This is a genomic window from Streptomyces sp. NBC_00448 (genome assembly GCF_036014115.1).
Lineage (GTDB): Bacteria > Actinomycetota > Actinomycetes > Streptomycetales > Streptomycetaceae > Actinacidiphila.
The window spans coordinates 8,335,960-8,358,055 of sequence record NZ_CP107913.1 but is presented as its reverse complement, the minus strand read 5'-3'; the positions used below and the strand labels follow the sequence as shown (position 1 = coordinate 8,358,055).

Genomic DNA, 22,096 nt, shown 5'->3' with positions numbered 1-22,096 from the left:
CCGCTCGTGCTACTCCTGCTGCTCCCGCTGCTCCTGCTGTTCCTGGGCGAGCAGGTCGAAGGCGAGCGCGCCGTCGAGGGATTCGCGGATGAGGTCGGCGTGGCCGGCGTGGCGGGCCTGCTCCTCGATCAGGTGGAGCAGAATCCAACGGGCGCTGCGCTTGCCGTCCTGGGGGAACCAGGGGGCCTCGGGCAGCGCGACGAGCACGTCGAGGGTGGGGAGTTCGGCGATGGCCGCGCGGGTCGCGCGGCCCACCACTTCGAGCTCGGCGAGGACGCCGGCCAGGGTCTCGCCCGGCAGCAACTGGAACTCCGCCTGCCAGTCGGCGGCCGGGCCGGGGCCGGCCTGCGGGCGGCCCATCAGGATGACCTGGACCCAGTTGTGCTCGCAGTGTGCCGCGTGTTTGACCAGGCCGCCGAGCGCCATCGCGCTCGCGCTGGGGTGCGCGGCGGCCTGCTCGTCGGTCAGCCCGCGCACCGCGCGGCGCAGCCCGCCGCGCTGCGCGTCCAGGAAGGCCAGCAGCGCGTCCCGCTCGTCGGTCTCCGCGTTCACCAAACTCGGCATGGGAATCCCTTCGGTCCGTTTCCGGTGCCGTTCGTCTTGACACGCTCGACCCTAGGAGCCGATGCGGTCAGGTACGGTCCGCGATCGGGCGCGGGTCAGCGGGGGCGGCGCGGGCGGGGGAAGTCGCCGTTGAGGACGCGGGGGGCGATGCCGCCGGGGCCCGTATCCCGGTCGGCGGACCGGTCGGAGTCGCCGGCGTCAGCCGCATCGGCTGCGGCCTGGGCTACGGGAGCCGGTGGCGGGACGAGTGAGCCGTAACCGGTGGCGGCCCAGACGCTCTCGCCCGCGGGTATCTCGAAGTACGGGACGCGGCGGCCGTCGGTGGCGGTGTCGGTGAGCACCTCCGGGGCGCGGTGCTGCTCGACGGCCGTGGCGCACTCCGCGCAGGCGGCGACCCGCAGCGTGTCGCGGCGGCCGAGCGGCCGCCAGACGAGGCGGCGGGCGGCCCGGCCGTGCAGCGGGTCGAAGAAGCAGAGCGGAAGTGCGTCGAAGCGGCCGTCGAAGGCGTCGCGGCCCTCGGCGACCAGCGCGAGCACGCCCGCGAGGTCGGGGATGCCACGGGCACCGTCCAGCACCTTGCCGGCGGCCGCGTAGGCGTCGAGCGCGCGGCCGAGGCCGGGCCGGGAACCGGCGTCGGAGTCCTCGACCGCCTCGCCCAGCGCGATCACCTCGGCCTCGGCGCGGCGCCGGAGCGCGGACTCGTCGGCGACCTCCTCGGCCGCGAACACCTCCTGCGGGAAGGCGAACGGCGAGGCGCGGCGGGCTATCGAGCGGCGCCGCAGCAGCCAACCGGCTCCGCCGCCCAGCAGCACGACGGCGGCCACGACGAGCAGCCACACCACCGTGCCCGGTCCGGAACCGGCCGAACCGCCCTTGCCGTGCTCGGCCTTCGCCGTGGTCGGGGGGCCACCGATGTCGGCGGTGGCCTGGTCGTACGCCTTCTTGCCGTCGCCGCTCGCGATCAGGTCGATCGCCTTCGCGACACGGTCGGCGAGGCCCGCGCTCTTCATGTCGTCCATCAGGCCGACCGCACTGGCCGCGTCCATGGCCTGATGCGTGTCGTCGGGCCACTCCTGGCCGGTCAGCGTGTCGCCGAACTCGCCGTCCATGGTGATCAGGATGAGGTCGCCCATCCCCAGCCGGTCGTGCAGCACCCCTTGGAGCACCGTGGAGTCGCCGTCGAACGCGTCGCCCTTCACCAGGGGTACCAGCGCCACCTTGATCGGCAGGTGCGTCCTGCCGATCCGCGCGACCAGTTGCTTCTGCCGCGCGGGCGGCACCGCGCCCGCGTACGCCGGGTCGACGTACACCGGGGAGGCTTTCAGCGCGTCCGCGATCCGCTGCCCCGCCGTGCCCCCGGTGGCGGGCGCGCCGAGCCGGACCGGCGCGTGGACCTGTGATCGCGCCTGTCCCTGCGACTGCGCCCGTGTCCGGGCCTGCGCCCGCGCGGCACCGGCGGGTGCCGCGGCCACGAACAGCCCGCATAGGGTCAACAGCCCTGCCAGCAAGGCGAGTACGGCGCCCCGAGCCGTCCCGTGGAGTGCGGGCGACGGCAGCGCGGGAGGGGTGTGGCTACTGGACATTGGTGTACTCCCTCGTGCCGGCGATCAGCCGGGCGATCCCGTCGCGTGCGGTGGGCAACGGGCCCGGGGCTTCCTCGTACGGCCGCCAACTCCCGTGCGGGCCGGGCAGGAAGAGCCGTCGGCGGTCGAGCGTGTCCGGGCCGCGGGCCGCGGCGGCGCGGCAGCCGTCGCAGCGGTGGCCGGCGCGGGCGGCGGCGCGCCGGGCGGACGGGACGCGGTCGCTCGACCCGGCGGCGTCGGTGACCGCGCCGTCGGTGGCCGCGGCGCCGTGCAGCGGGTTGACGGTGCAGCAGTGCGGGTACGGCCGTCCGGCGAGCGCCGCGCGGCCCGCCTGCGCGAGCACGGTGGCGGCTGCCAACTCCGCGGCCCGCGCGCCCGCGTCGCGTCCGTCGCCGCCATGTCCGCTGCCGTCACCGTCGTGGTCGCCGAGGAGCAGCATCGCCGTGTCGAGGCAGTCCCAGGCGGTGTCGCGGTGCGGGTCGTCCGGGGCGGCGGCCGCGAACTGCGTTGCCAGGGCGTCCGTTTCGCGCCGGGCGGCCTGCGCGAGGTAGGCGGTCGAGGCCCGCGAGGGCGGCTCGGCGACCGCCGCACGACGGGGTCCGCGCCGCGCGCGCCGTCGCAGCGCGGCGCCCGTGCCGGTGCCCGCGGCGGTGAGGCCGACCAGGACGGCCGCGCCGAACGCGCCGACGAACAGCCCCGGGACGAAGTCGCCGTGGAAGAGCCCCGGCAGCTTGTGGGCGGAGACCGCCTCGGGGGGCTGGTCCGGGCCGGAGGACGGATCGGCGGCGGCGTGCGGGACCTTGGCGATGTACGCCATGAGCTGGTCCAGGCGGTCGCCGAGATGGTTGTCGTCGGAGGCGTCGTCCGAGCGGTCGTAGGCGATGGCCATCGGCAGGTCGAAGGTGAGGCGGAGGTCGTCGAGCGGGAGGCCGTAGTCGTAGACGTCGATGTCGCCGCTGAGCGGGTCCGCGACGACGTAGAGTCCGCCGCTGCCCTTGCCGGCGTCGGTGCCGGGGGCGCCGCCGCCGTCGGCGGCGAGACGGGCGTGCACCGCGGTCACGAACGCCTCGGAGTCGCCGGCCGACTCGTCGTCGGGCAGTTGGGGCACCACGGCGAGCCGGATCGGCCCGGTGCGGAACGCGGCGATCTTGCGGCGGAGTTCGGCGAGCCGGGCCGCGTCGAGCACCTGCGGGCTCTCCGGGTCGGTGTAGACGGCGCCCTGCCGCAGGCCGGCCGCGACCCGGTCCACCCGGGCGGTGAGGTCGGCGCGGGTGGGCGGCGGGGCGGCGCTGTCGGTGGTCTGGTCGAAGAGCTGGGGCGCCAGGAGCACGATGCCGAGGGCCAGCAGCAGCGCCGCGGCCAGCTCAGGCAGCGGCGCCCGGACGCGCCCGCCGCGCACCGTACGGTCCTCGGCGCCGCGGCCGTCCTTGGTGACCTTGGCGCCCTTGCGGGTGGACCGGCCGGCGGGCTTGCCGGGGGGATGGCCGCCCTTGGCGAGGGTGACGCCCGCGCCCGCGCCACCACCCGTGGCACCGCCACCGCCCGCTCCCCTGGCACGTGTACGACGCCGGCGGGCCCGTACGTACCAGCCGATCAGCAGCACGGCCAGCGGGACGCAGGTCAGCGCGATGCCGGTGAGGAAGGACTGGTTGGCGCGGTCGGTGCTGTCGATGTGGTCGGGGGCGACCTCGCGGCCGGTGTTGCCGTACTTCTTCTCCAACTGGTCGGCGCGGTGCGCGGCCTGCGCCGGGCCGGAGGCGATCGCCTCGGTGAACACGCGGAAGGAGCGCAGCGGCCCCGCGTCGTACGGCAGCGCGTACAGCGCGATGGTCCGTGCGTCGTCGGCGGGGGCGCGGACGCCGAACGCCTTGGCGGCGGCGACGCCCATGTCGTCCACCTCGACGTAGAGCCCGTCGCGGCCGAGCCGGTCGTGGACGGTGCCCAGCAGGGCGTCGCCGGAGCCGCCGTGGTCGGGCAGGACCAGGACGTACGTCGGCACGCCGGTCGTCTTCGCCAGCGCCGCGAAGGCGGGGGCGGTGGACCGCGGGACGACGCGCGGCAGTTGGTCGGTGACGTACACCGGGTCGGTGCGCAGCGCGGCGGCGAGCCGGACGGACTGCGACACGGGCGGCGCCGCGCTGCCCTCGTCCGATCCCGTGCCGGACCCGGAACCGCTGTCCGGTGCCGCGCTCGCGCCGCCGGCACCGCACACGAGCAGCAGCATGCCGAGGACGGCCAGGATCGGCGCGGTTGTCCGCGTCGGCGCACCCCCGCGCGGTGATCGGCGCGCGCCCGCTCCGCTCGTGTCCCCCATGGCTGTCTCCCCGTCGTGCCTGTACCCACCCACGACTGTAGTTCCCGGCGCTGACAACGCCCCGCCGGGCCGTGCGACCGCCCCGCCCCGCCCTCGCCGCCCCGGCCCGCGCACTCGCCATGCACCCGCCAATCCTCCGACGTTCAGGGCGAGTTGGCCGACGCGTGCTGGTGCGGGTGATACCGGTGGGGCTAGGGTCATGGCTGCCCGAGCCCGCCACAGGACTGCGCACGTGGCCGGGGTCGGTCCGCCGAGCCGCGCTCCGACCACCTTGGGGGTTCCTGTGACCGCAACCGCACTGCGCCGCCGCGCGACCGCGCTGCTGATCGCCACCGCCGCAGCCACCGCGCTGGGTTCCGCGACCGCGCACGCCGACGACTCGCCCGGCGGGTGGGTGGCGGCGGGCAGTTCGACGGTGAACTCGCTCACCGGCGGCGAGGGCATCGCCAGCCGGGCGGACGGCTCGCTGCTCACCCGGGGCCTGGGCTCGGTGCCGCTGCGGCTGCGGGTCCAGGGCTGGAACCACGTCGGCGACCCGGACATCGCGAACGGCTACGTCTTCGACGCCTACCAGGGCGGCGACGACGCCACCTCCAAGCTCTTCGAGGTCACCACGCCGGGCGGCCAGTCGTACGACTACACCCACCCGCTGGACTCCGGCGAGGCGCTCAACAACTCCTTCGCCGCGGTCTCCCCCGACGCCCAGTGGCTGGTGGAGGGCGAGTGGAACACCGAGACCCGGTTGCAGGTCTTCCCCGCGCCGCTGACCAACCCGTCCACGCCGAGCACCGGCGGCACCCTCGCCCAGGCCGGGCAGATCACCCTCGACCACAGCGTCTCGGACATCCAGGGCTGCGACTTCGTCTCCGCGACCCGGCTGGTCTGCGCCTCCGACGACGCCACGAAGGACGTCCTCCAGGTCGACCTGCCGCACGCGCTGGACGGCACCCCGGTCACCGGGCAGGTCAGCACGCTCTTCCAGATCCCGCAGAGCAGCATCTGCTCGGGCACCTTCGAGGCCGAGGGTGTCGACTACGACCCGTCCGCCAAGCTGCTGCGGGTGGAGATCGTACCGCCGAGCGTGTGCGAGGTCGCCACCACGATCTACGCCTACCGGCCGACGACCGGCTGATCAGCTGACCGGCGGGCGATCCGGCTGACCTGTGGGCCGTTCGCCCCTACCCGAGCCGCAGGTGCCGGGCCGGGTCGAGGAGTACGCGGCCGCCGATCTCGATGGTGCCGTCGGCGCCGGGCGCGCAGAGGATCTGGGCGCCCGGCGCCTCGCTGACGTTCAGGGCCCGTTGCAGGTGGTGGGCGAGCAGGAGGGCGCCGGCGCCGGTGGGACCCGGGCGGGGGGACGCGGTGCCGTGGTGTTCGGCGCCGACGACCCGACCGGCCGCCTCGTCGGACCACGCCCAGGCGTAGTGGCGTTCCTCGGCGTCGCCGGCCGGCAGCGCCTCGACCAGCGCCGGAGCGGCGTACTGCCGCAGGGCGCACGGCGCCGCCCAGCCGGCCAGCGCGGTGACCCAGCCGAACTCCCCGTCGTGCCGGGCGAACACGTCGCCGAGCGAGGGGATCTCCAGGATCTCCAGGTCGAGCAGCCAGGCCGCGCCGATCAGCGCGTGCGGGGCCAACTCGCAGCCCGGTACGGAGCCCGGCTCCGCGCCCGGCGCGGCGGGCCGGCCGGGCCGGTGCACCTCGACGGCGCCGCGCTCCGGGTCGTCCACGAACACGGTGTGCGGGCAGCCCAGCCGCGCGGCCAGTTCCCGGCGCGAGCGGTGGTCGGGATACGGCCGCCCGTCGCGTACGACCGCGACCTCGCTGCCGTGGCGGCGGTCGGGGCCGCACAGCACGGTCAGCACGTCGACACTGGTACGGGTGGCTGGCACGGGAGCATTCAACCAGCCCGGGCCGTACCGCGGTCACCGGTCGTGTCGCGTTGCGGGCGGCGGGCCGGGCCGGGACAGTGGGCCCATGACACGGACGGCGGCAACGGACCCGGCGGCCATGCTCGCGGTGGCCCTCCAGGAGGCGCGGGCGGGGCTGGCCGAGGGCGGGGTCCCGATCGGCGCGGCCCTGTTCGGCCCGGACGGCGACCAGCTCGGCCGCGGCCGCAACCGCCGGGTGCAGGACGGCGATCCGTCGGCGCACGCCGAGACCTCGGCGTTCCGGGCGGCGGGGCGGCTGCGCGGCTACCGCCACACCACCATGGTCACCACCTTGTCGCCGTGCTGGTACTGCTCCGGCCTGGTACGGCAGTTCGGCATCGGCCGGGTGCTGATCGGCGAGGCGCGCACCTTCCACGGCGGCCACGACTGGCTCGCCGAGCACGGCGTGCGGGTGACGGTGCTGGACGACGACGCGTGCGTCACGCTGATGCGGGACTTCATCGTAGCGCGGCCGGAGTTGTGGGCCGAGGACATCGGGGAGTAGCCCCCGCGGGAGGTCCTCGGCGGCACGGGCGCCGGACCGCCCGGATAGGTCGCGGGGCGGTCCGGCGGTCCAACCGCTCTATCAGCGGCGGCAGATGACCATCCGTCAGGTGCGACGCACCCGTCAGTCGAAGGCGTTCACGCCGGTGAGTTCGGCCGACAGGGTCCACAGCCGGGCCGCCTGCTCGGGGTCGATGGCGTACTCCTTGACGCCGGTGCGGGGGCCGTCGGGCACCGCGACGTCCGCGATGTCGCAGTCCTCCAGGTAGACCCCGCCCTTGCCGTCGAGTTGGGGCGAGGTGGCGGCGAAGACCTGGGTGGCGGCGCCCTGTTCGGGCGTCTTGAAACCCTCCGGGTTCAGCGGGTTGCCGTCCTCGTCGATCCAGCCGCGGTCCACCATCTCCTGCTGGGGAAGGTGGCGTTGGAGCGGGGTGAGGATACCGCCGGGGTGCAGCGCGAAGGCCCGCACGCCGCGGTCGCGGGCGAGGGCGTCGAGCTGGACGGCGAACAGCACGTTGGCGGTCTTGGCCTGGCCGTACGCCTCCCACTTGTCGTAGTCGCCCTGCTCGAACCCGAGGTCGTCCCAGCGGATCGCGGAGTAGTGGTGACCGGCGGAGGAGACCGCGACGACCCGGCCGCGGCCCCGCTCGATCGCCGGCCACAGCCGGTTGACCAGGGCGTAGTGGCCGAGGTGGTTGGTGGCGAACTGCGCCTCCCAGCCCGGGCCGACCCGGGTCTCCGGGCAGGCCATGACGGCAGCGCTGTTGATGACGAGGTGGATGTCGCGGCCGGTGGCGAGGAAGCGCTCGGCGAACTTCTCGACGCTGCCGAGGTCGGCCAGATCCAGTTCCTCCAGCTCGACGCCGTCGATGCCGGCCAGCGCCTCCCGCGCGGTGTCGGGGCGGCGGGCCGGCACGACGACGTGCGCGCCGGCCGCGGCCAGCGCGCGGGTGGTCTCCAGGCCGAGCCCGGAGTAGCCGCCGGTGACGACCGCGAGCTTCCCCGTCAGGTCGATTCCGCGCAGGACCTCGGCCGCGGTGCTCTCGGCGCCGAATCCGGATGCGATGGGCTGCTGTGGTGTGGTCATGGCTTCGAGGCTAGGAGCTGGAGTGCTCTCCAAGGCAAATGGCTGCGCGGCATTCGAGCCGAACGGCGGCGGGTTTCACCTCTTCCGCCGCGTTCAGCCGCTGCCGGCCCCGGTGTCGGGCGCGGCTCCTGAAGCGGGCGCGGTTCCGTGCCCGGGTGCGGTTCCGGTGTCGGGCGCGGCTCCGTGCCCGGGTGCGGTTCCGGTGTCGGGCGCGGTTCCGTGCCCGGGCGCGGCGCCCGGACCAGGTGCGGCGCCCGGACCAGGTGCGGCTCCGGGATCAGGCTCCGCGCCGGCAGGGGGCCGGGACAGCACGGCCGTGGCCACGTACGACACCACGACCGCCACGATCACCAGCGGCATCACGGTCAGGCCGTCCTTGCCGAGCAGGAGGGTGGCCAGCAGCACCGACGTGAGCGGCAGCCGCAGCATGGCCACGCTCATCGCCCCCATCCCGGTGGCGAAGGCGGCGACCAGTGGCAGGCCGGGCAGGTGCGACATGAGCACGCCGCCGGCCGCGCCGACGAACAGGGCCGGGAAGATCGGGCCGCCGCGGAAGGCGCTCAACGACGCGGAGTACGCCAGGACCTTGCACACGATCAGCAGCGCGAGCGTGCCGATCGAGAACGTGGCGGCGTCGCTGAGCAGCGGACCCATCGCGGTCTGCCCGGAGTAGAGCACATCGGTGGCGGACTTGCCCGAGCCCTCCGCGTAGGCGACGGCCAGGCCCGCGACGACCAGGCCGAGCAGCACGGTGAGCGGCAGCCGGTGGCCCTCGACGTGCCGGCGCAGCCGCCGCGCGAGCCACCGGAGCCCGGCCGCGAGCAGTGCCGCGGCCAGCCCGATCAGCAGCGCCCAGCCGAACTCGGCCGCGGTGGGGTCGGCCGCCTTCGGCACGTGCGGCAGCTTCAGGGAGTACGTCCCGAGGCCCGTCCACGAGCCCATGCCGACGAAGATGAGCGCGCCGATCCCGGACGCGAGCAGGCCGGGCACCAGCACCGGGCCGAGCATCGGACCGCCCAGCCCGGCCGCCTCCATCAGCAGGAACGCGCCCAGCAGCGGCGAGCCGAGCAGCGAACTGACCGCGGCGAAGCTGCCGGTGGCGCCGACCACCGCGTACGTCCGCTCGGGCAGGCCGGGCCGCAGCAGCCGGATCGACCCGGCGGCCAGCCCGCCGCCCAGCGCGAGCAGCGGCGCCTCCGGGCCGAGCACCGCGCCGAAGGAGAGGGTGGCGAGGGCGGCGAGGAAGACGCCGGGCAGCGCGCTCAGCCCGAACGTGCCGGTGGCGGAGAACCCGTCGGTCGGCTCGTGGCCGCCTCCGCCGGGCAGGAAGCGTACGCACAGCGCGGTCAGCACCCCGCCGACCGCGAGCATCGGCACCGGCCACCACGGCGGGGTCCCGTCGAAGCCGAGCGAGCGGGGCAGGTCGTGGTAGATCAGCGGTTCGAGCTTCGCGGTCAGCGCGAGGAAGCCGAACGCCGCCGCGGAGATCGGGACGCCGAGCAGGACCGCGAATCCCAGCAGGCCGAGGTAGCCGCGGCTGCGCAGCAGCGCGTCCGCCTCGGCCGCCACGCCTTTTCCGCCCGAACCGGCCCCGGGCGCGCCGCCCGTGCCCGGCCCGCCACCCGTTCCACCGCCCGATCCGCCGGGTGCGCCCGCCGCCCCTTCCGCCCCGGCTGCCCCGCCCGCCATGACCCACCGCCTCACCGCCGACCGCGTTCGCGTACCCCGACCCGCCGACCCAAGCACCAGGCGCCGCCCGCCCGGCCGCCGACACCGGTCAGGTCACCCGGCGGAGCGGCGGGAGCGGGCCGAATGCCGCAAGGAACGCGCCGCGCCCCGCGGTTCACGGGGCCTGCCGCGACGGACCCGGCACCGGACCCGCCCCGCGGTCATCCACGCGCCCGCCCGCTCCCCGACCACCCCGCCACGCGTACGCTCGGTGACGGCTCCGGCACATCCCGTCCGCTACGGTGAGGCGTGTGACAGCTCAGCCCGGACCCCGGTGCCTGGTGACCGGGGCGACCGGGTACATCGGCGGCCGGCTCGTCCCGCAACTCCTCGACGCCGGACACGAGGTGCGGTGCCTGGCCCGCACCCCGCTGAAACTGCGCGACCACCCGTGGGTGGGCCGGGTCGAGGTCGCGGCCGGCGACGTGCTGGACCGCGAGGCGGTGGGCGCGGCGCTGCGGGACGTCGAGGTGGCGTACTACCTGGTGCACGCGCTCGGCACCGGCGCCGAGTTCGAGCAGACCGACCGCAAGGCGGCGCGGATCTTCGCCGAGCAGGCCAGGGCCGCAGGCGTGCGGCGGATCGTCTACCTCGGCGGGCTCACCCCGCGGGACGTGCCGACCGGCCGGCTCTCGCCGCACCTGCGCTCGCGCACCGAGGTCGGCGAGATCCTGCTGGCGTCGGGCGTGCCGACCACGGTGCTGCGGGCCGCGGTGATCATCGGTTCGGGCTCCGCGTCGTTCGAGATGCTGCGCTACCTCACCGAGCGGCTGCCGGCGATGGTGACGCCGAGTTGGGTACGCACCCGGATGCAGCCGATCGCCGTCCGCGACGTGCTGCGCTACCTGGTGGGCAGCGCCGCCATGCCGTCCGACGTGAACCGTGCGTTCGACATCGGCGGCACCGGCGTGGTCACGTACCGGGACATGATGCGGCGGTACGCGGCGGTGGCCGGGCTGCCGCGGCGGGTGATCGTGCCGGTGCCGGTGCTCACGCCCCGGCTGTCCAGCCACTGGGTCGGGCTGGTCACGCCGGTCCCGGCGAGTGTGGCGCGCCCGCTCGCCGAGTCGCTGAGGCACGAAGTGGTCTGCCACGAGCACGACATCGCCGACCACGTGCCCGACCCGCCCGGCGGTCCGCTCGACGTGGACACCGCGCTGCGGCTGGCGCTGCAACGGGTGCGGGACGCGCAGGTCACCACCCGCTGGTCGTCGGCGTCGGTGCCCGGCGCGCCGAGCGACCCGCTGCCGACCGACCCCGACTGGACCGGCGGCAGCCTCTACACCGACGAGCGGGAGGCGGCGGTCGACGCCTCACCGGCCGATCTGTGGCGGGTGATCGAGGGCATCGGCGGTGAACACGGCTGGTACTCCTTCCCGTTGGCGTGGGCGGTGCGCGGCTGGCTGGACCGGCTGGTGGGCGGGGTCGGGCTGCGGCGCGGCCGGCGCGACGCGGAACGGCTGCGGATCGGCGACTCGTTGGACTTCTGGCGGGTGGAGGAGATCGAACGGGGCCGGCTGCTGCGGTTGCGCGCCGAGATGCGGCTGCCCGGCCCGGCGTGGCTGGAGATGCGCGCGGGCACCGACGGTTCCGGCCGCACCCGCTACCGCCAGCGCGCCGTCTTCCAGCCCCGCGGTCTGCTCGGGCACGCCTACTGGTGGGCCATCTCCCCTTTCCACGCTGCCGTGTTCGGCGGGATGGCGCGCAACATCGCGCGGGCGGCGAGCCGTATGGACGCCTCCGGGGGACGCTCCTCCGCCGCGGGCGCGTCGGGCCGGCTCACGAAAGGCGGCCGCACGGGATGAGCGGGTCCGCCACGTCCGCCGACTCCGCTATGGGCGGGGCACGTTCGGCCACGACGCGGCGTGCGGTCGTGCTGTTCACCTCCGACCTGCGGGTGCACGACCATCCGCCGCTGCGGGCCGCGCTGGCCGGCGCGGACGAGGTGGTGCCGCTGTTCGTCCGCGATCCCGCGGTGGACGGCGCCGGGTTCGCCGCGCCCAACCGGCGGGCGTTCCTGGCCGACTGCCTGGGCGCGCTGGACGCCGGGCTGCGCGAGCGCGGCGGGCGGCTGGTGCTGCGGGCCGGGGAGACGGTCGCGGAGGTGTGCGCGGTCGCGCGGGAGGCGGACGCGGCCGAGGTGCATGTGGCCGCCGGGTGCAGCGGGTTCGCGCAGCGCCGTGAGGAGCGGCTGCGGCGCGCCCTCACCGCGGACGGGCGGCGGCTGCACGTCCACGACGCGGTGGTCACGGCGGTGCCGCCGGGCCGGGTCACCCCGCAGAACTCCGAACACTTCGCGGTGTTCACCCCGTACTTCCGGCGCTGGCGGCAGGAGGGGCTGCGCGATCCGCTGCCCGCACCGAGAGCCGTGCGAGTGCCGGAGTCGGTGCGGTCGGTCGCGATCGAGCCGCGCGCGGCGGTCGGCGCGGTGTCACCCGAACTGGCCGCGGGCGGTGAGGACGTGGCCCGGCGGCTGCTCACCGCGTGGCTGCGGCGCGGTGTCGGGGAGTACGACGCGCGCCATGACGACATGCCGGGGGACGCGACGTCGCGGCTCTCCCCGCACCTGCACTTCGGCACGCTCTCGCCGGTCGAGGCGGTACGGCGGGCGGTGGCGAAGGGCGGGCCGGGCGCGGAGGCGTTCGCCCGGCAGGTGTGCTGGCGCGACTTCAACCACCAGTTGCTCGCCGCCCGTCCGGCGGTGTCAGCGGCCGACTACCGTACCCGGCACGACCGTTGGCGTACCGGGGCTTCGGCGGAGGCCGACGCGGAGGCGTGGCGGCGGGGCCGGACCGGCTACCCGGTGGTCGACGCGGCGATGCGGCAACTGCGTACGGAGGGCTGGATGCACAACCGGGGCCGGCTGCTGACCGCGAGCTTCCTGACCAAGACCCTCTACCTGGACTGGCGGGTGGGCGCCCGGCACTTCCTGGAGCTGCTGGTCGACGGCGACATCGCCAACAACCAGCTCAACTGGCAGTGGGTGGCGGGCACCGGCACCGACTCCCGTCCCAACCGGGTGCTCAATCCGCTGCTCCAGGCGAAGCGGTACGACCCGGACGGCAGTTACGTGCGCCGCTGGGTGCCGGAGCTGGCCGGTGTGGCGGGTGCGGCGGTGCACGAGCCGTGGAAGCTGCCGGCGCGGGAGCGCGCGGGGTGCGGCGACTATCCCGAGCCGATCGTCGAACTGGCCGAGGGGCTGGCCCGGTTCAGGCAGGCGCGGGGGCTCGGGTAGCGAAGCGGCCGGACGTGGACCGTGGCCGCATGGCGGTGCCGCCGGACGGGATGCGTCCGGCGGCACCGTGGAGCGGTGGAGCGTTCAGAGCGGTGGAGCCGTGGTGCGGTGGTGCGGTGACGCCGTGGTGCGTTCAGAGCCGTGGAACGTTCAGAGCAGTGGAGCCGCGGGTCAGATGTTCCAGACCTGGAACTCCGAGAGCTGCCCGGCCGGCCAGCCGGTGTTCGCCGTGATGTTCAGCCGGAAGTAGCGCTGGCTGGTCGCGGGGAACGACAGGGTGACGGCGTTGGACGAGGTCGGGCTGAAGCTGTAACTCGCCGACGCCTTCAGGGTGGTGAAGGTGGAGCCGTCGGTGCTCGCGGACAGCGCCAGCGTCTCGTTGCGGGCACCCCAGCTCGCGGGGAGCTGGAGCACGACCCGGCTGGCGCTCTGCGCGGAGCCGAGGTCCACCTGGACCCACTGCGGGAAGGCGCTGTTGGCGCTCTCCCAGTAGCTGTCCTGGTTGCCGTCCGTCACGTTGGACGAGGGGTAGACGTCGGTGTGGCTGGACTCGCTGGTGGCCGCGTGCAGGGCCAGGTTGGCGCTCACCGTGCCGGTGCCGGTGCCGGTCAGCGGGACCGTGGTCGGGCTGTTCGACGCGTTGCCGGTGACGGTGAGGGTGCCGGTGCGGGCGCCGGTCGCGGTGGGCTTGAAGGTGACGCTCACCGTGCAGGTGCCGCCCGCCGCGATCGAGCTGCCGCAGGTGTTGGTCTCCGCGAAGTCACCGGAGGCCGCGATCGAGGAGACCGACGCGGCCGCGGAGCCGCTGTTGGTGAGGGTGACGGTCTTCGGGTCGCTGCTGATGCCCGGTGCCACGCTGCCGAAGCTCAGCGACGACGGGCTGGCCGCGAGGGTCGCCGAGGACGGCGGAGTGCCGCCGCCGCTCCCGCTCGGGAAGACCTCCAGGTCCGACAACTGGGCTTGCGTCCAGCCGGAGTTGGCGGTGATGTTCACCCGGACGTACCGCGCGTCGGCGGCGTTGAAGGTGATGGTGACGGTGTTGCCGGTGGACGGGTCGAAGGTGCGGTCGGCGGAGGCCGCCAGCGTGGAGAAGCTGGAGCCGTCCGTGGAGCCCTGCACCGACAGGGTCTGGGTGCGGGTGGACCACGCCGTGGCCGGCGGGAGCTTGAGCACGACCTTGCCGACGCTGTAGCTCGCGCCGAGGTCGACCTGCGCCCACTGCGGGAACGCGCCGGAGCTCTCCCAGTACGTCGACGCGTCCGGGTCGGTGATGTTCGTCGCCGGGTAGAGGCTGTTGCTGCTGCTCGCGGTGGCGGGCTTGCCGGCCGCGATGTCGGTGCCGCTGTCGATGCCGCTGCCGGTCAGGCCGACCGTGGTCGGGCTGTTGTTGGCGTTGCTGGTGACGGTGAGGGTGCCGCTGCGGGCGCCGCCGGTGGTCGGCTTGAAGGTGACGTTGACGGTGCAGGAGGCGCCGACCGCGACGGTGGAGCAGTTGTTGGTCTGGGCGAAATCACCGGTCACCGCGACGCCGGAGACGGTCGCGGAGGTGGTGCCGGAGTTGGTGACGGTCACCGCCTGCGCGGCGGTGGTGTCGCCGACCACGGTGCCGGCGAAGGACAGGCCGCCCGGGTTGGTGTTGAGAATCGGGCCGGGTGCGGTGCCGGTGCCGGACAGGGTGACGGTGTTGGTGACGCCGCCGGCGTTGACGGTCAGCGAACCGGTGCGCGCACCGGTCGCGGTCGGGCTGAACTTGACGCTGACCGTGCACGACCCGTTCGCCGCGATGGAGCTGCCGCAGGTGTTGGTCTGCGCGAAGTCACCGGAGGCGGCGATCGAGGAGACCGACGCGGCCGCGTTGGTCGGGTTGGAGACGGTCACGCTCTGCGCGGCGCTGGTGGTGCCGGTGGCGACCGAACCGAAGGACAGCGCGCTGGGGCTGGCGGTGACGCCGGACGGCGGGTACGGCGGGAAGACCGGGGTCGGCCACGGCCCGCAGACCGGGGTGCCGTCGATCCCGGAGTTGCCGCCGCCGTCGGTGACCGCGAAGTTGCCGCCCTCGCAGCTGTAGACCGGGGAGGGGGCGCCCACGCCGGTGGCGGTGACGTTGGTGAACTTCGCGGCGCCGCCGGTCTGTTCCTGGAGCGCGAAGGTGCCGGTGCCGGCGATGGTGACGTTGCTGAGGTTGACCCCGCTGACCGTGCCCTCCACCCACTGCACGGCCTCGTACGGGCTCTGCTCGATCAGGGCGTTGGAGACGTTGATCGGGCCGGTGATGGCGCCCTGGCTGCCGTCGAACCACAGCGCGCCTACGCCGAACTGCCAGTTCGGGTCGAGGCTGCCGTCGCGGATCATGGTGTTGTTGCTGATGGTGGTGGTGCCGACCGGCGTGGAGGTGAAGCGCTGGCCGACCTGGATGCCGCCGCCCTGCGCGAGGCCGGTGTCCTGGACCAGGTTGCCGGTCACGGTGTTGTCGTGGCCGCCGTAGATCGCGATGCCGTTGGCGAGGGTCTGCACCGAGACGGTGTTGTTCGAGATGGTGTCGTTGGCGTCGGCGCCGAGCGAGGAGTCCGCCCAGGTGGCGATGCCGTCGTCACCGGTGTTGCGGATGTCGCTGTTGGTGACCGTCGAATTGGTCACCCCGCCGTGGAAGTTGATGCCGTCGGCGGTGGTGTCGCGGATGCGCATCCCGCTGAAGGTCAACTTGTCCATCGGGCCGTCCATCCAGGCCCCGACCTTCATGTGGTCGATCCACAGGTTGGAGACGGACGAGTTGCTCATCGCGCCGCCGATCCCGTTCACCTGCGCGTTGTCGTCGCGCTCCTGGACGTTGCCGAAGATCGCGAAGTTCTGCAGGTGGACGTTGGTGCTCGCCGGGCCGCCGGTGCCGTAGGTCCCGTAGAAGCCGGGGGCGGTGCCGGTGACGGTCGAGTACCACATGCCGGCGCCCGCGACCGTGACGTTGTTGACGCTGATGTGGCCGGGGATGTTGTACGTGCCCGGCGGAATCCACACGGTGCCGCCCGACCCGGCCGCGCTGATCGCGGCGTTGAACGCGGCGGTGGAGTCGGCCGCGCCGCTGGAGTCGGCGCCCTCGCTGGTCACCGAGACCGAGCCGGCCGGCTGCGGGAGCGCGGCGCCGACCTGTTCGAAGTCGGCGAAGTCGAGGGTGTAGGAGGACGCGCTGTCGCCCGCGTCGACCTGGAACTTGAAGGTGGTGCCGGCCGGGTAGGTCGTGTCGAAGAGCCGGTGCGCCTCGTCGTAGAAGTGATGCGGGTTGCTGCCCGGCGAGTTGGTGAACGGATAGCTGCCGTAGTACCAGGAGTACGCGTTCGTCAGCGTGAAGTCCGGCTGCTTGGTGCCGTTGACGTACAGCGACAGCGGCGCCGTGTACACCGAGCCGCCTGCGGTGTCCGGGATGCTGTACCGGAAGTCGATCGAGTTCGTGGCGACCGGCGTGGTGAACGTGACGTACTTGCCCGAGCCCTGCAGCGTCACCGCCTTGCGGTAGGACGCCTCGTCGGCGAGGTTGCCGGCCGCGTAACTCGGGCCGATCACGGTGCCGTTGGTGGCGGAGTTCTCCGCTTGCACCTCGACGTAGGGAAGGTTCGCGCCGCTGCCGCCGGTGGCGACCGCCGCCGTGGCCGCGACCGCGGGCTGGAACGCGAGGCCGAGCACGCCGCCCGCGGCGAGCACCGCGGTGGTGCCTCCGACCGCGACCGCACGTCTGAGACTTCGCAGGTGTCTGAACACGTCTTGCTCCTTTCGACACGAACAGCCGGACCGGCACCGCGGCGCCGAGCGCGACCGGGTGCGGGCCGAGGAGTGCACGAGCTGGGAGGAGGGGTGGGGAGAGGGGGGAAACGCCGGTGCACCACCGGGGTTCGGGTGGCGACGCAGGGGGACCGTAACCCCTCCGACACATCGCTGCAATATCCAGATCCGTTTTCGTTGAATCTCGACTTTTACTTGCAAGATTGAGTGTGATCACTTGAGTAACTGGCCGCCGTGACACGGGAGTCGGCGGGGTTCGCACCGACCGCGCGGCAGGGGCGCGGGGCGGAGGCGGGCGGCCGGCGGACACCACTCCGCACACCGCCACGCACACCGCGACGGCATCGGACGTGCCGGGGCCGTTTCCTCCGCTTGCGCGAGGTCACAATCACGTGAAAACGGCCTGGCCGGAGCGTCTCGCGCCATTGACAGGCGGCTTTGCAGTGATTGTCATGGACATCAATCGAGACCGTGCCCGAGTGGCCCGTTCCGCGCGGTCCCGGACGAGGAGGTCAGCCCGCACCGTGGCACACGAAGCCGCCCGCGCAGCACCGGCCTACCGGCCGTACGCACCCCTGCCCGCGCCCGCGCGCACGGGCGGCGGCGCCGTGCGGCGCCCGCGCACCGCCCCGACCGGACGCGAGGCGCTGCTGGAGGCGGGGTGGGAACACCTCGCGCGCAGCGGCGGGTTGCTGCTGCACGGCCCGGCCGGGATCGGCAAGTCCGTGGTGCTCGACGCGCTCGCCGCGCGCGCCGCCGACGAGGGCGCAACGGTGCTGTGCTGCTCCCCCACCGCCGCGGACACCCCGCTGCCGTACCTGGGGGTGATCGACCTCTTCGCCCGGGTGCCCGAGGACGTGGTGCGGGCGCTGCCGTCCGGGCCGCGTACCGCGCTGCGCACCGCGCTGCTGCGCGGGCACGGACCGGTCGGGCCGTACGGCGGGCTGGCGGTGCGGCTGGCCGTGCTGGAGGCGCTGCGGCTGCTGGCCGCGCGGGCACCGGTCGTGCTGGTGGTGGACGGCCTGCAGTGGCTGGACGAACCGAGCGCGGAGGTACTGGCGTTCGTCGCGCGCCGGCTGGAGAGCACCGACGTGCGGATGGCCGCGACCGAGCAGGTGGCCGAGGACGGCCGGCCCGCCCGCGCCCGCTGCTGCCCGGCCGGCAGCGCCGAAGTCACCGTGCCCGCACTGGGGGACGACGACATCGCGCTGCTGCTGCTCGCCTCCGGCGTCACCCTGCCGCCGTCCGCGCTGCGCGCGGTGCTGCACGCCGCGGCCGGAAACCCGCTGTACGCGCTGGCGTTGGGCCGGGACGCGCTGCGGGCCGGCACGCCCTCGCTCCCCGACGGCCACCAGCCGGTGCCGCCGGAGCTGCGCGCGCTCGTGCTGGACCGGGTCCGCACGCTGCCCGGGCCGGTCCAGGAGGTGCTGCTGCTGGCCGCGGCCGCCACCCGGCCGACCCTCACCCTCCTTCGATCGGCGGCCGGCACCGAGCCCACCGCGGCCGCGCTGGACGCCGCGGAGCGGCTCGGGGTGGCGGCCTGCGACGCGTCGGGCGCGGTGCGTTTCAGCCATCCGCTGCTGCCCGTCGCGCTGAGCGCGGACGCCTCGGGACCGGCCCGCCGCCGCGCGCACGCGCTGCTGGCCGCCGCGGTCGGCGAACCCGTCGACGCGGCACGGCACCTGGCGCTGGCACACCCACAGGAGGACGAGGCGACCGCCGGTACGGTGATGGCCGCCGCGCAGCTGGCCCGGCAGCGCGGCGAGGCCGCCACCGCGGCCGAGCTGGCCGCGCTCGCCGCCGGCCGGACCCCCGCCGACCGCACCGAGCTGCACGACCAACGCCTGCTGGCCGCCGCCGGGTTCGCCTGCGACGCCGGCCACCGCGAGGAGTCCGAGCGGATCGCGCAGAGCGTGCTGGACGGCTCCGCGTCGGCGCCCGGCCGGGTCGCCGCCCGGCTGGTGCTGCTGCGCAACGCCGGGCAGGCGCTGCGCGACAAGGCCGCGCTGATCACGGACGGGCTGCGGGAGGCGGCCGGGGACCAGGCGCTGGAAGCGAAGTTGTACGACTGGGCGGCGCTGCGCGGCCTGCTGTGCGGCGAGTTGGCGCAGGCGGCCGAGCACGCGCTGCGCGCCGCCCGCCGCGCCGCGGCCGTCGGGGACACCGGCACGGAGGTGGACGCGCTGTCCACGCTCGCCCGGGTGCGCTCGCTGGCCGGCGAACCGGCCGCCGCCGAGGCCGCGTTGGACCAGGCGCTGGCCCGGGCCGACCACGGACCGCGCAGTTGGGGCATCCAGCGGATGCGGGCGATCCTCACCCTCGACTCCGACCGGGTCGGGTCCGCGCGGGCCCAGGTGCTCGCGCTGCTGGGCGCCACCGGCGCGGCGGCCGACGTCGAGCAGGACGTGGCGTCGCTGGTGGCGCTCACCCGGGTCCAGGTGCGGGCCGGCGAGTGCCGGGAGGCGCTGCGGACCGCGGCGCACTGCGCCCGCGTGGTCGCCGACGCCGGCCTGACCTCCGCGCCCGCGCTCTACGCGGCGGCCCTGGCGCGGACGTTCGGCGGCGACACGGACGAGGCGTGCCGGCTCGCGGTGGAGGCGGTGGCCGCCTCGGAGGCCGACGGCGACCAGCTCTTCCTGCTGCGCGCGCTCGCGGCGCTGGGGCAGGCCGCGCTCTTCGCGGGCGACCGGCGGCGCGCGGCCCAGTCCGTCGAGTCGCTGCGCCGCGCGCTGGAGATCGGTGCCGCGATGGGCGCCGCCGACCCGCCGCTGCTGTGCTGGCACGCCGACCTCGCCGAGGCGCTGGTGACCGCGGGCGAGACGGACGCGGCCGCCACGGTGCTCGGCCTGGCCCGCGCCCGGGCCACGGGGCCGGTGCCTGGCAGCGTGCTGGCGGCGCTGGAGCGCACCGAGGGGCTGCGGGAGGCGGCGGCCGGGCGGGCGAAGGAGGGCGCGGTGCTCCTGCGCTCGTCGGCGCAGCGACTGCGCCCGCTGGAGTTGCCGGTGGAGCTGGTCCGTACGCTCACCGCGCTCGGCGCGGTGGAGCGCCGGGCCCGGCACCGTACAGCGGCGCGGGCCGCGCTCACCGAGGCGCTGGAACTGGCCGAGCGGACCGGCGCGGCGCCGCTCGCCGCGCGGGCCCGGGACGAACTCGCCCGGGTGGACGCGGTGGTGCGCGGCACGGCGAGCGCGGCGCACCTGACGCCGGCGGAGACGCGGGTCGCCGATCTCGTCCGCGGCGGGGCCACCAACCGGGAGGTGGCCGCGGAGCTGTTCATCAGCGTCAAGACGGTCGAGGGGACGCTGTCGCGGCTGTACCGGAAGTTCGGTGTGCGGTCCAGGACGGAACTGGCCCATGTGATGGCGTCCGCGGGGCTCCGGCCGGCGTAGGGGCAACGGCACCGGCACCCGCCCCCGCACCCCGCGCACGTACCCGCACCCTGCGCACGTACCGGCACCCGCGCTCCGCACCCTGCGCACGCACCCGGACCGCGAGCGCCCCGGCCCGCCGCCCCACCCCCGCATCCCCGGCGAGCCCGCGCCCGCCGCCCGCCGCTCCTCCCCTCGGACTCCCCTGGACCTGCGCGCACACCATTCCCCCACATACGGCCCACCAACTCCCCACACCTGCCACGGGAAACACATCGTTAACAGTCGTCGCAAGGGTTCCCACGCTTATGTCCGGCCCCAACCGTCCCTAGCGTGGTGGTCGTCCCGATCCGGGCACCATCCCCTCATGGAGGACCTTCGTGACGCTCCGTCTGAAACTGCTGGTCGCCGCCGCGACTCCAGCGTTGCTGGCCGCGGCCATCCCCGCCGCGTACGCCGCCGCCCCCCACGCGGACTCGGCCCGTACCTCCCTGTCCGGCGACGTCGTGCCGGGCCTCACCTCGCACGCCGTCCGCACCGGTGACGTCGCGGCCGGAAAGCAGATATCCGTCGCGGTGAGCCTCACGGCCCGGAACGAGGGCGCGCTGGACACCTTCATCGCCAACGTCAGCGACCCCCACTCCTCCTCCTACGGCCACTACCTGACGAAGGCGCAGTACGCCGCCAAGTTCGGCCGCAGCGACGCCGACGTCAAGAAGGTCACCGACTACCTGCGCTCCCAGGGGCTCAAGGTCGGCAAGGTGCACTCCGGCAACCAGCTGATCGACGCCACCGGCACCGCCACGCAGCTGAAGAAGGCGTTCGGCACCACGCTGGCGAACTACAAGGACGGCGCCACCGGCCGCACCTTCTACGCCAACACCGCCGCGCCGTCGGTGCCCTCCTCGATCGCCTCGATCGTCGGCAGCGTCTCCGGCCTCAACAACCGCTCGCTGCTGCACCACACGGACGCGAAGGTCACCCCGCACAACGGCCCGGGCGGCGGCTACACCCCGGCGCAGATCAAGGGCGGCTACAACGTCTCCGGCGCCACCGGCAGCGGCCAGAAGGTCGCGCTGCTGGAGTTCGACGGCTTCCAGCAGTCCAACATCACCAAGTACGACAGCAACTACGGCCTCAGCTCCACCGCGCCCACCGTCAGCAAGGTGGACGGCGGCTCCGGCTCGCTCGGCGACGGGCAGGTCGAGGTCGAGCTGGACATCGAGGTGCTGAACGCGGTCGCGCCGGCCGCGCAGATCACGGTCTTCGAGGGCCCCAACTCCGACGCCGGCGAGGTCGACACCTACCAGGCGATCGTGGACAGCGGCATCCCCGTCACCTCGATCAGCTGGGGCGCCGCCGAGTCGGAGCGCACCAGCGCCAACATCACCGCCGTGGACGCCGTCTTCAAGCAGGGCGCGGCCGAGGGCCTGGGCTTCTTCGCGGCCTCCGGTGACGACGGCTCCGACGACGCCGGCAACGGCGGCAAGTCGGTCGACTACCCGGCGAGCGACCCGTACGTCACGGGCGTCGGCGGCACCACGCTGACGGTCACCTCGGGGAACGCCTGGAGCAAGGAGACCGCCTGGTCCGGCGGCGGCGGTGGCGTGTCCACCCAGTTCGCCATCCCGAGCTGGCAGACCTCGGTCCAGAAGAGCGCGGGCGGCGGCAAGCGCCAGGTGCCGGACGTCTCGGCGCTGGCCAACCCGAGCCCGGGTGTGTCCATCTACTCGCAGGGCAGTTGGGGCCAGGTCGGCGGCACCAGCGCCGCGGCGCCCGAGTGGGCCGCCTTCGCCGCCCTCTACAACCAGCAGGCCACCGCGGCCGGCAAGGCCAAGCTCGGCTTCGCCAACCCGGCGCTGTACACGGCGGCCGGCACCGGCTTCCACGACATCACCAGTGGCAACAACGGCGCCTACTCGGCCGCCAAGGGCTGGGACTTCGTGACGGGTTGGGGCTCGTACAACGCCGCCACCCTCTCGTCCACGCTGCTCGGCCAGTGAGGTGACGGCCT

Annotated in this window: 13 protein-coding genes; 6 read left to right on the top strand and 7 right to left on the bottom strand. The window is 74.6% G+C overall.

The window, feature by feature from the left end; all coding sequences use genetic code 11:
- Nucleotides 1-9: 9 nt before the first annotated feature.
- From OG370_RS36075 to OG370_RS36065, 3 genes are all read right to left on the bottom strand, one after another.
- Entirely contained in the window at nt 10-564 is a 555-nt protein-coding gene (locus tag OG370_RS36075) for a DinB family protein (protein WP_328471809.1), read from the bottom strand.
- 95 nt (nt 565-659) lie between these two features.
- Nucleotides 660-2,147 carry a hypothetical protein gene (locus OG370_RS36070; protein WP_328471807.1) on the bottom strand — a complete coding sequence of 496 codons (1,488 nt, stop codon included), beginning with the start codon at nt 2,145-2,147 and terminating at the stop codon, nt 660-662.
- Nucleotides 2,137-4,461 (bottom strand): hypothetical protein, encoded by a 2,325-nt coding sequence (locus OG370_RS36065; protein WP_328471805.1) that lies wholly within the window; start codon nt 4,459-4,461, stop codon nt 2,137-2,139. The genes OG370_RS36070 and OG370_RS36065 overlap by 11 nt, the downstream gene beginning before the upstream one ends.
- Nucleotides 4,462-4,744: 283 nt before the next feature.
- Between OG370_RS36065 and OG370_RS36060 the strand changes: the two genes are divergently transcribed.
- The gene (locus OG370_RS36060) at nt 4,745-5,593 is read left to right on the top strand and encodes a hypothetical protein (RefSeq protein WP_443060807.1); all 849 of its coding nucleotides are present in this window, start codon (nt 4,745-4,747) and stop codon (nt 5,591-5,593) included.
- A gap of 46 nt (nt 5,594-5,639) precedes the next feature.
- Here OG370_RS36060 and OG370_RS36055 read toward each other — a convergent pair whose 3' ends face one another.
- Entirely contained in the window at nt 5,640-6,350 is a 711-nt protein-coding gene (locus tag OG370_RS36055; RefSeq protein ID WP_328471803.1) for a PhzF family phenazine biosynthesis protein, read from the bottom strand.
- An 85-nt stretch (nt 6,351-6,435) separates the two neighbouring features.
- On the opposite strand from OG370_RS36055, the gene OG370_RS36050 reads away from it, so the two are divergent.
- On the top strand, nt 6,436-6,894 hold the full coding sequence (locus tag OG370_RS36050) for a nucleoside deaminase (RefSeq protein ID WP_328471801.1): 459 nt from the start codon (nt 6,436-6,438) through the stop codon (nt 6,892-6,894).
- A 123-nt stretch (nt 6,895-7,017) separates the two neighbouring features.
- Here the strand turns inward: OG370_RS36050 and OG370_RS36045 are convergent, their stop codons facing one another.
- Nucleotides 7,018-7,980, bottom strand: coding sequence for an SDR family NAD(P)-dependent oxidoreductase (locus tag OG370_RS36045; protein WP_328471799.1), 963 nt, complete (start codon nt 7,978-7,980; stop codon nt 7,018-7,020).
- A 93-nt stretch (nt 7,981-8,073) separates the two neighbouring features.
- Nucleotides 8,074-9,549 carry a chloride channel protein gene (locus OG370_RS36040; protein WP_328471797.1) on the bottom strand — a complete coding sequence of 492 codons (1,476 nt, stop codon included), beginning with the start codon at nt 9,547-9,549 and terminating at the stop codon, nt 8,074-8,076.
- Between the two features lie 410 nt (nt 9,550-9,959).
- Between OG370_RS36040 and OG370_RS36035 the strand changes: the two genes are divergently transcribed.
- Nucleotides 9,960-11,513, top strand: a complete 1,554-nt coding sequence (locus OG370_RS36035; protein WP_328471795.1) for an SDR family oxidoreductase — start codon at nt 9,960-9,962, stop codon at nt 11,511-11,513.
- A gap of 29 nt (nt 11,514-11,542) precedes the next feature.
- Nucleotides 11,543-12,943 carry a cryptochrome/photolyase family protein gene (locus tag OG370_RS36030; RefSeq protein ID WP_328474743.1) on the top strand — a complete coding sequence of 467 codons (1,401 nt, stop codon included), beginning with the start codon at nt 11,543-11,545 and terminating at the stop codon, nt 12,941-12,943.
- 171 nt (nt 12,944-13,114) lie between these two features.
- Here the strand turns inward: OG370_RS36030 and OG370_RS36025 are convergent, their stop codons facing one another.
- Nucleotides 13,115-16,693: a choice-of-anchor D domain-containing protein gene (locus OG370_RS36025; protein WP_328471793.1), complete on the bottom strand. Its 3,579-nt coding sequence runs from the start codon at nt 16,691-16,693 to the stop codon at nt 13,115-13,117.
- A gap of 545 nt (nt 16,694-17,238) precedes the next feature.
- Between OG370_RS36025 and OG370_RS36020 the strand changes: the two genes are divergently transcribed.
- Entirely contained in the window at nt 17,239-20,103 is a 2,865-nt protein-coding gene (locus tag OG370_RS36020; protein ID WP_328471791.1) for an AAA family ATPase, read from the top strand.
- A gap of 359 nt (nt 20,104-20,462) precedes the next feature.
- On the top strand, nt 20,463-22,085 hold the full coding sequence (locus tag OG370_RS36015) for a S53 family peptidase (RefSeq protein ID WP_328471789.1): 1,623 nt from the start codon (nt 20,463-20,465) through the stop codon (nt 22,083-22,085).
- The last annotated feature ends 11 nt before the right edge of the window (nt 22,086-22,096 follow it).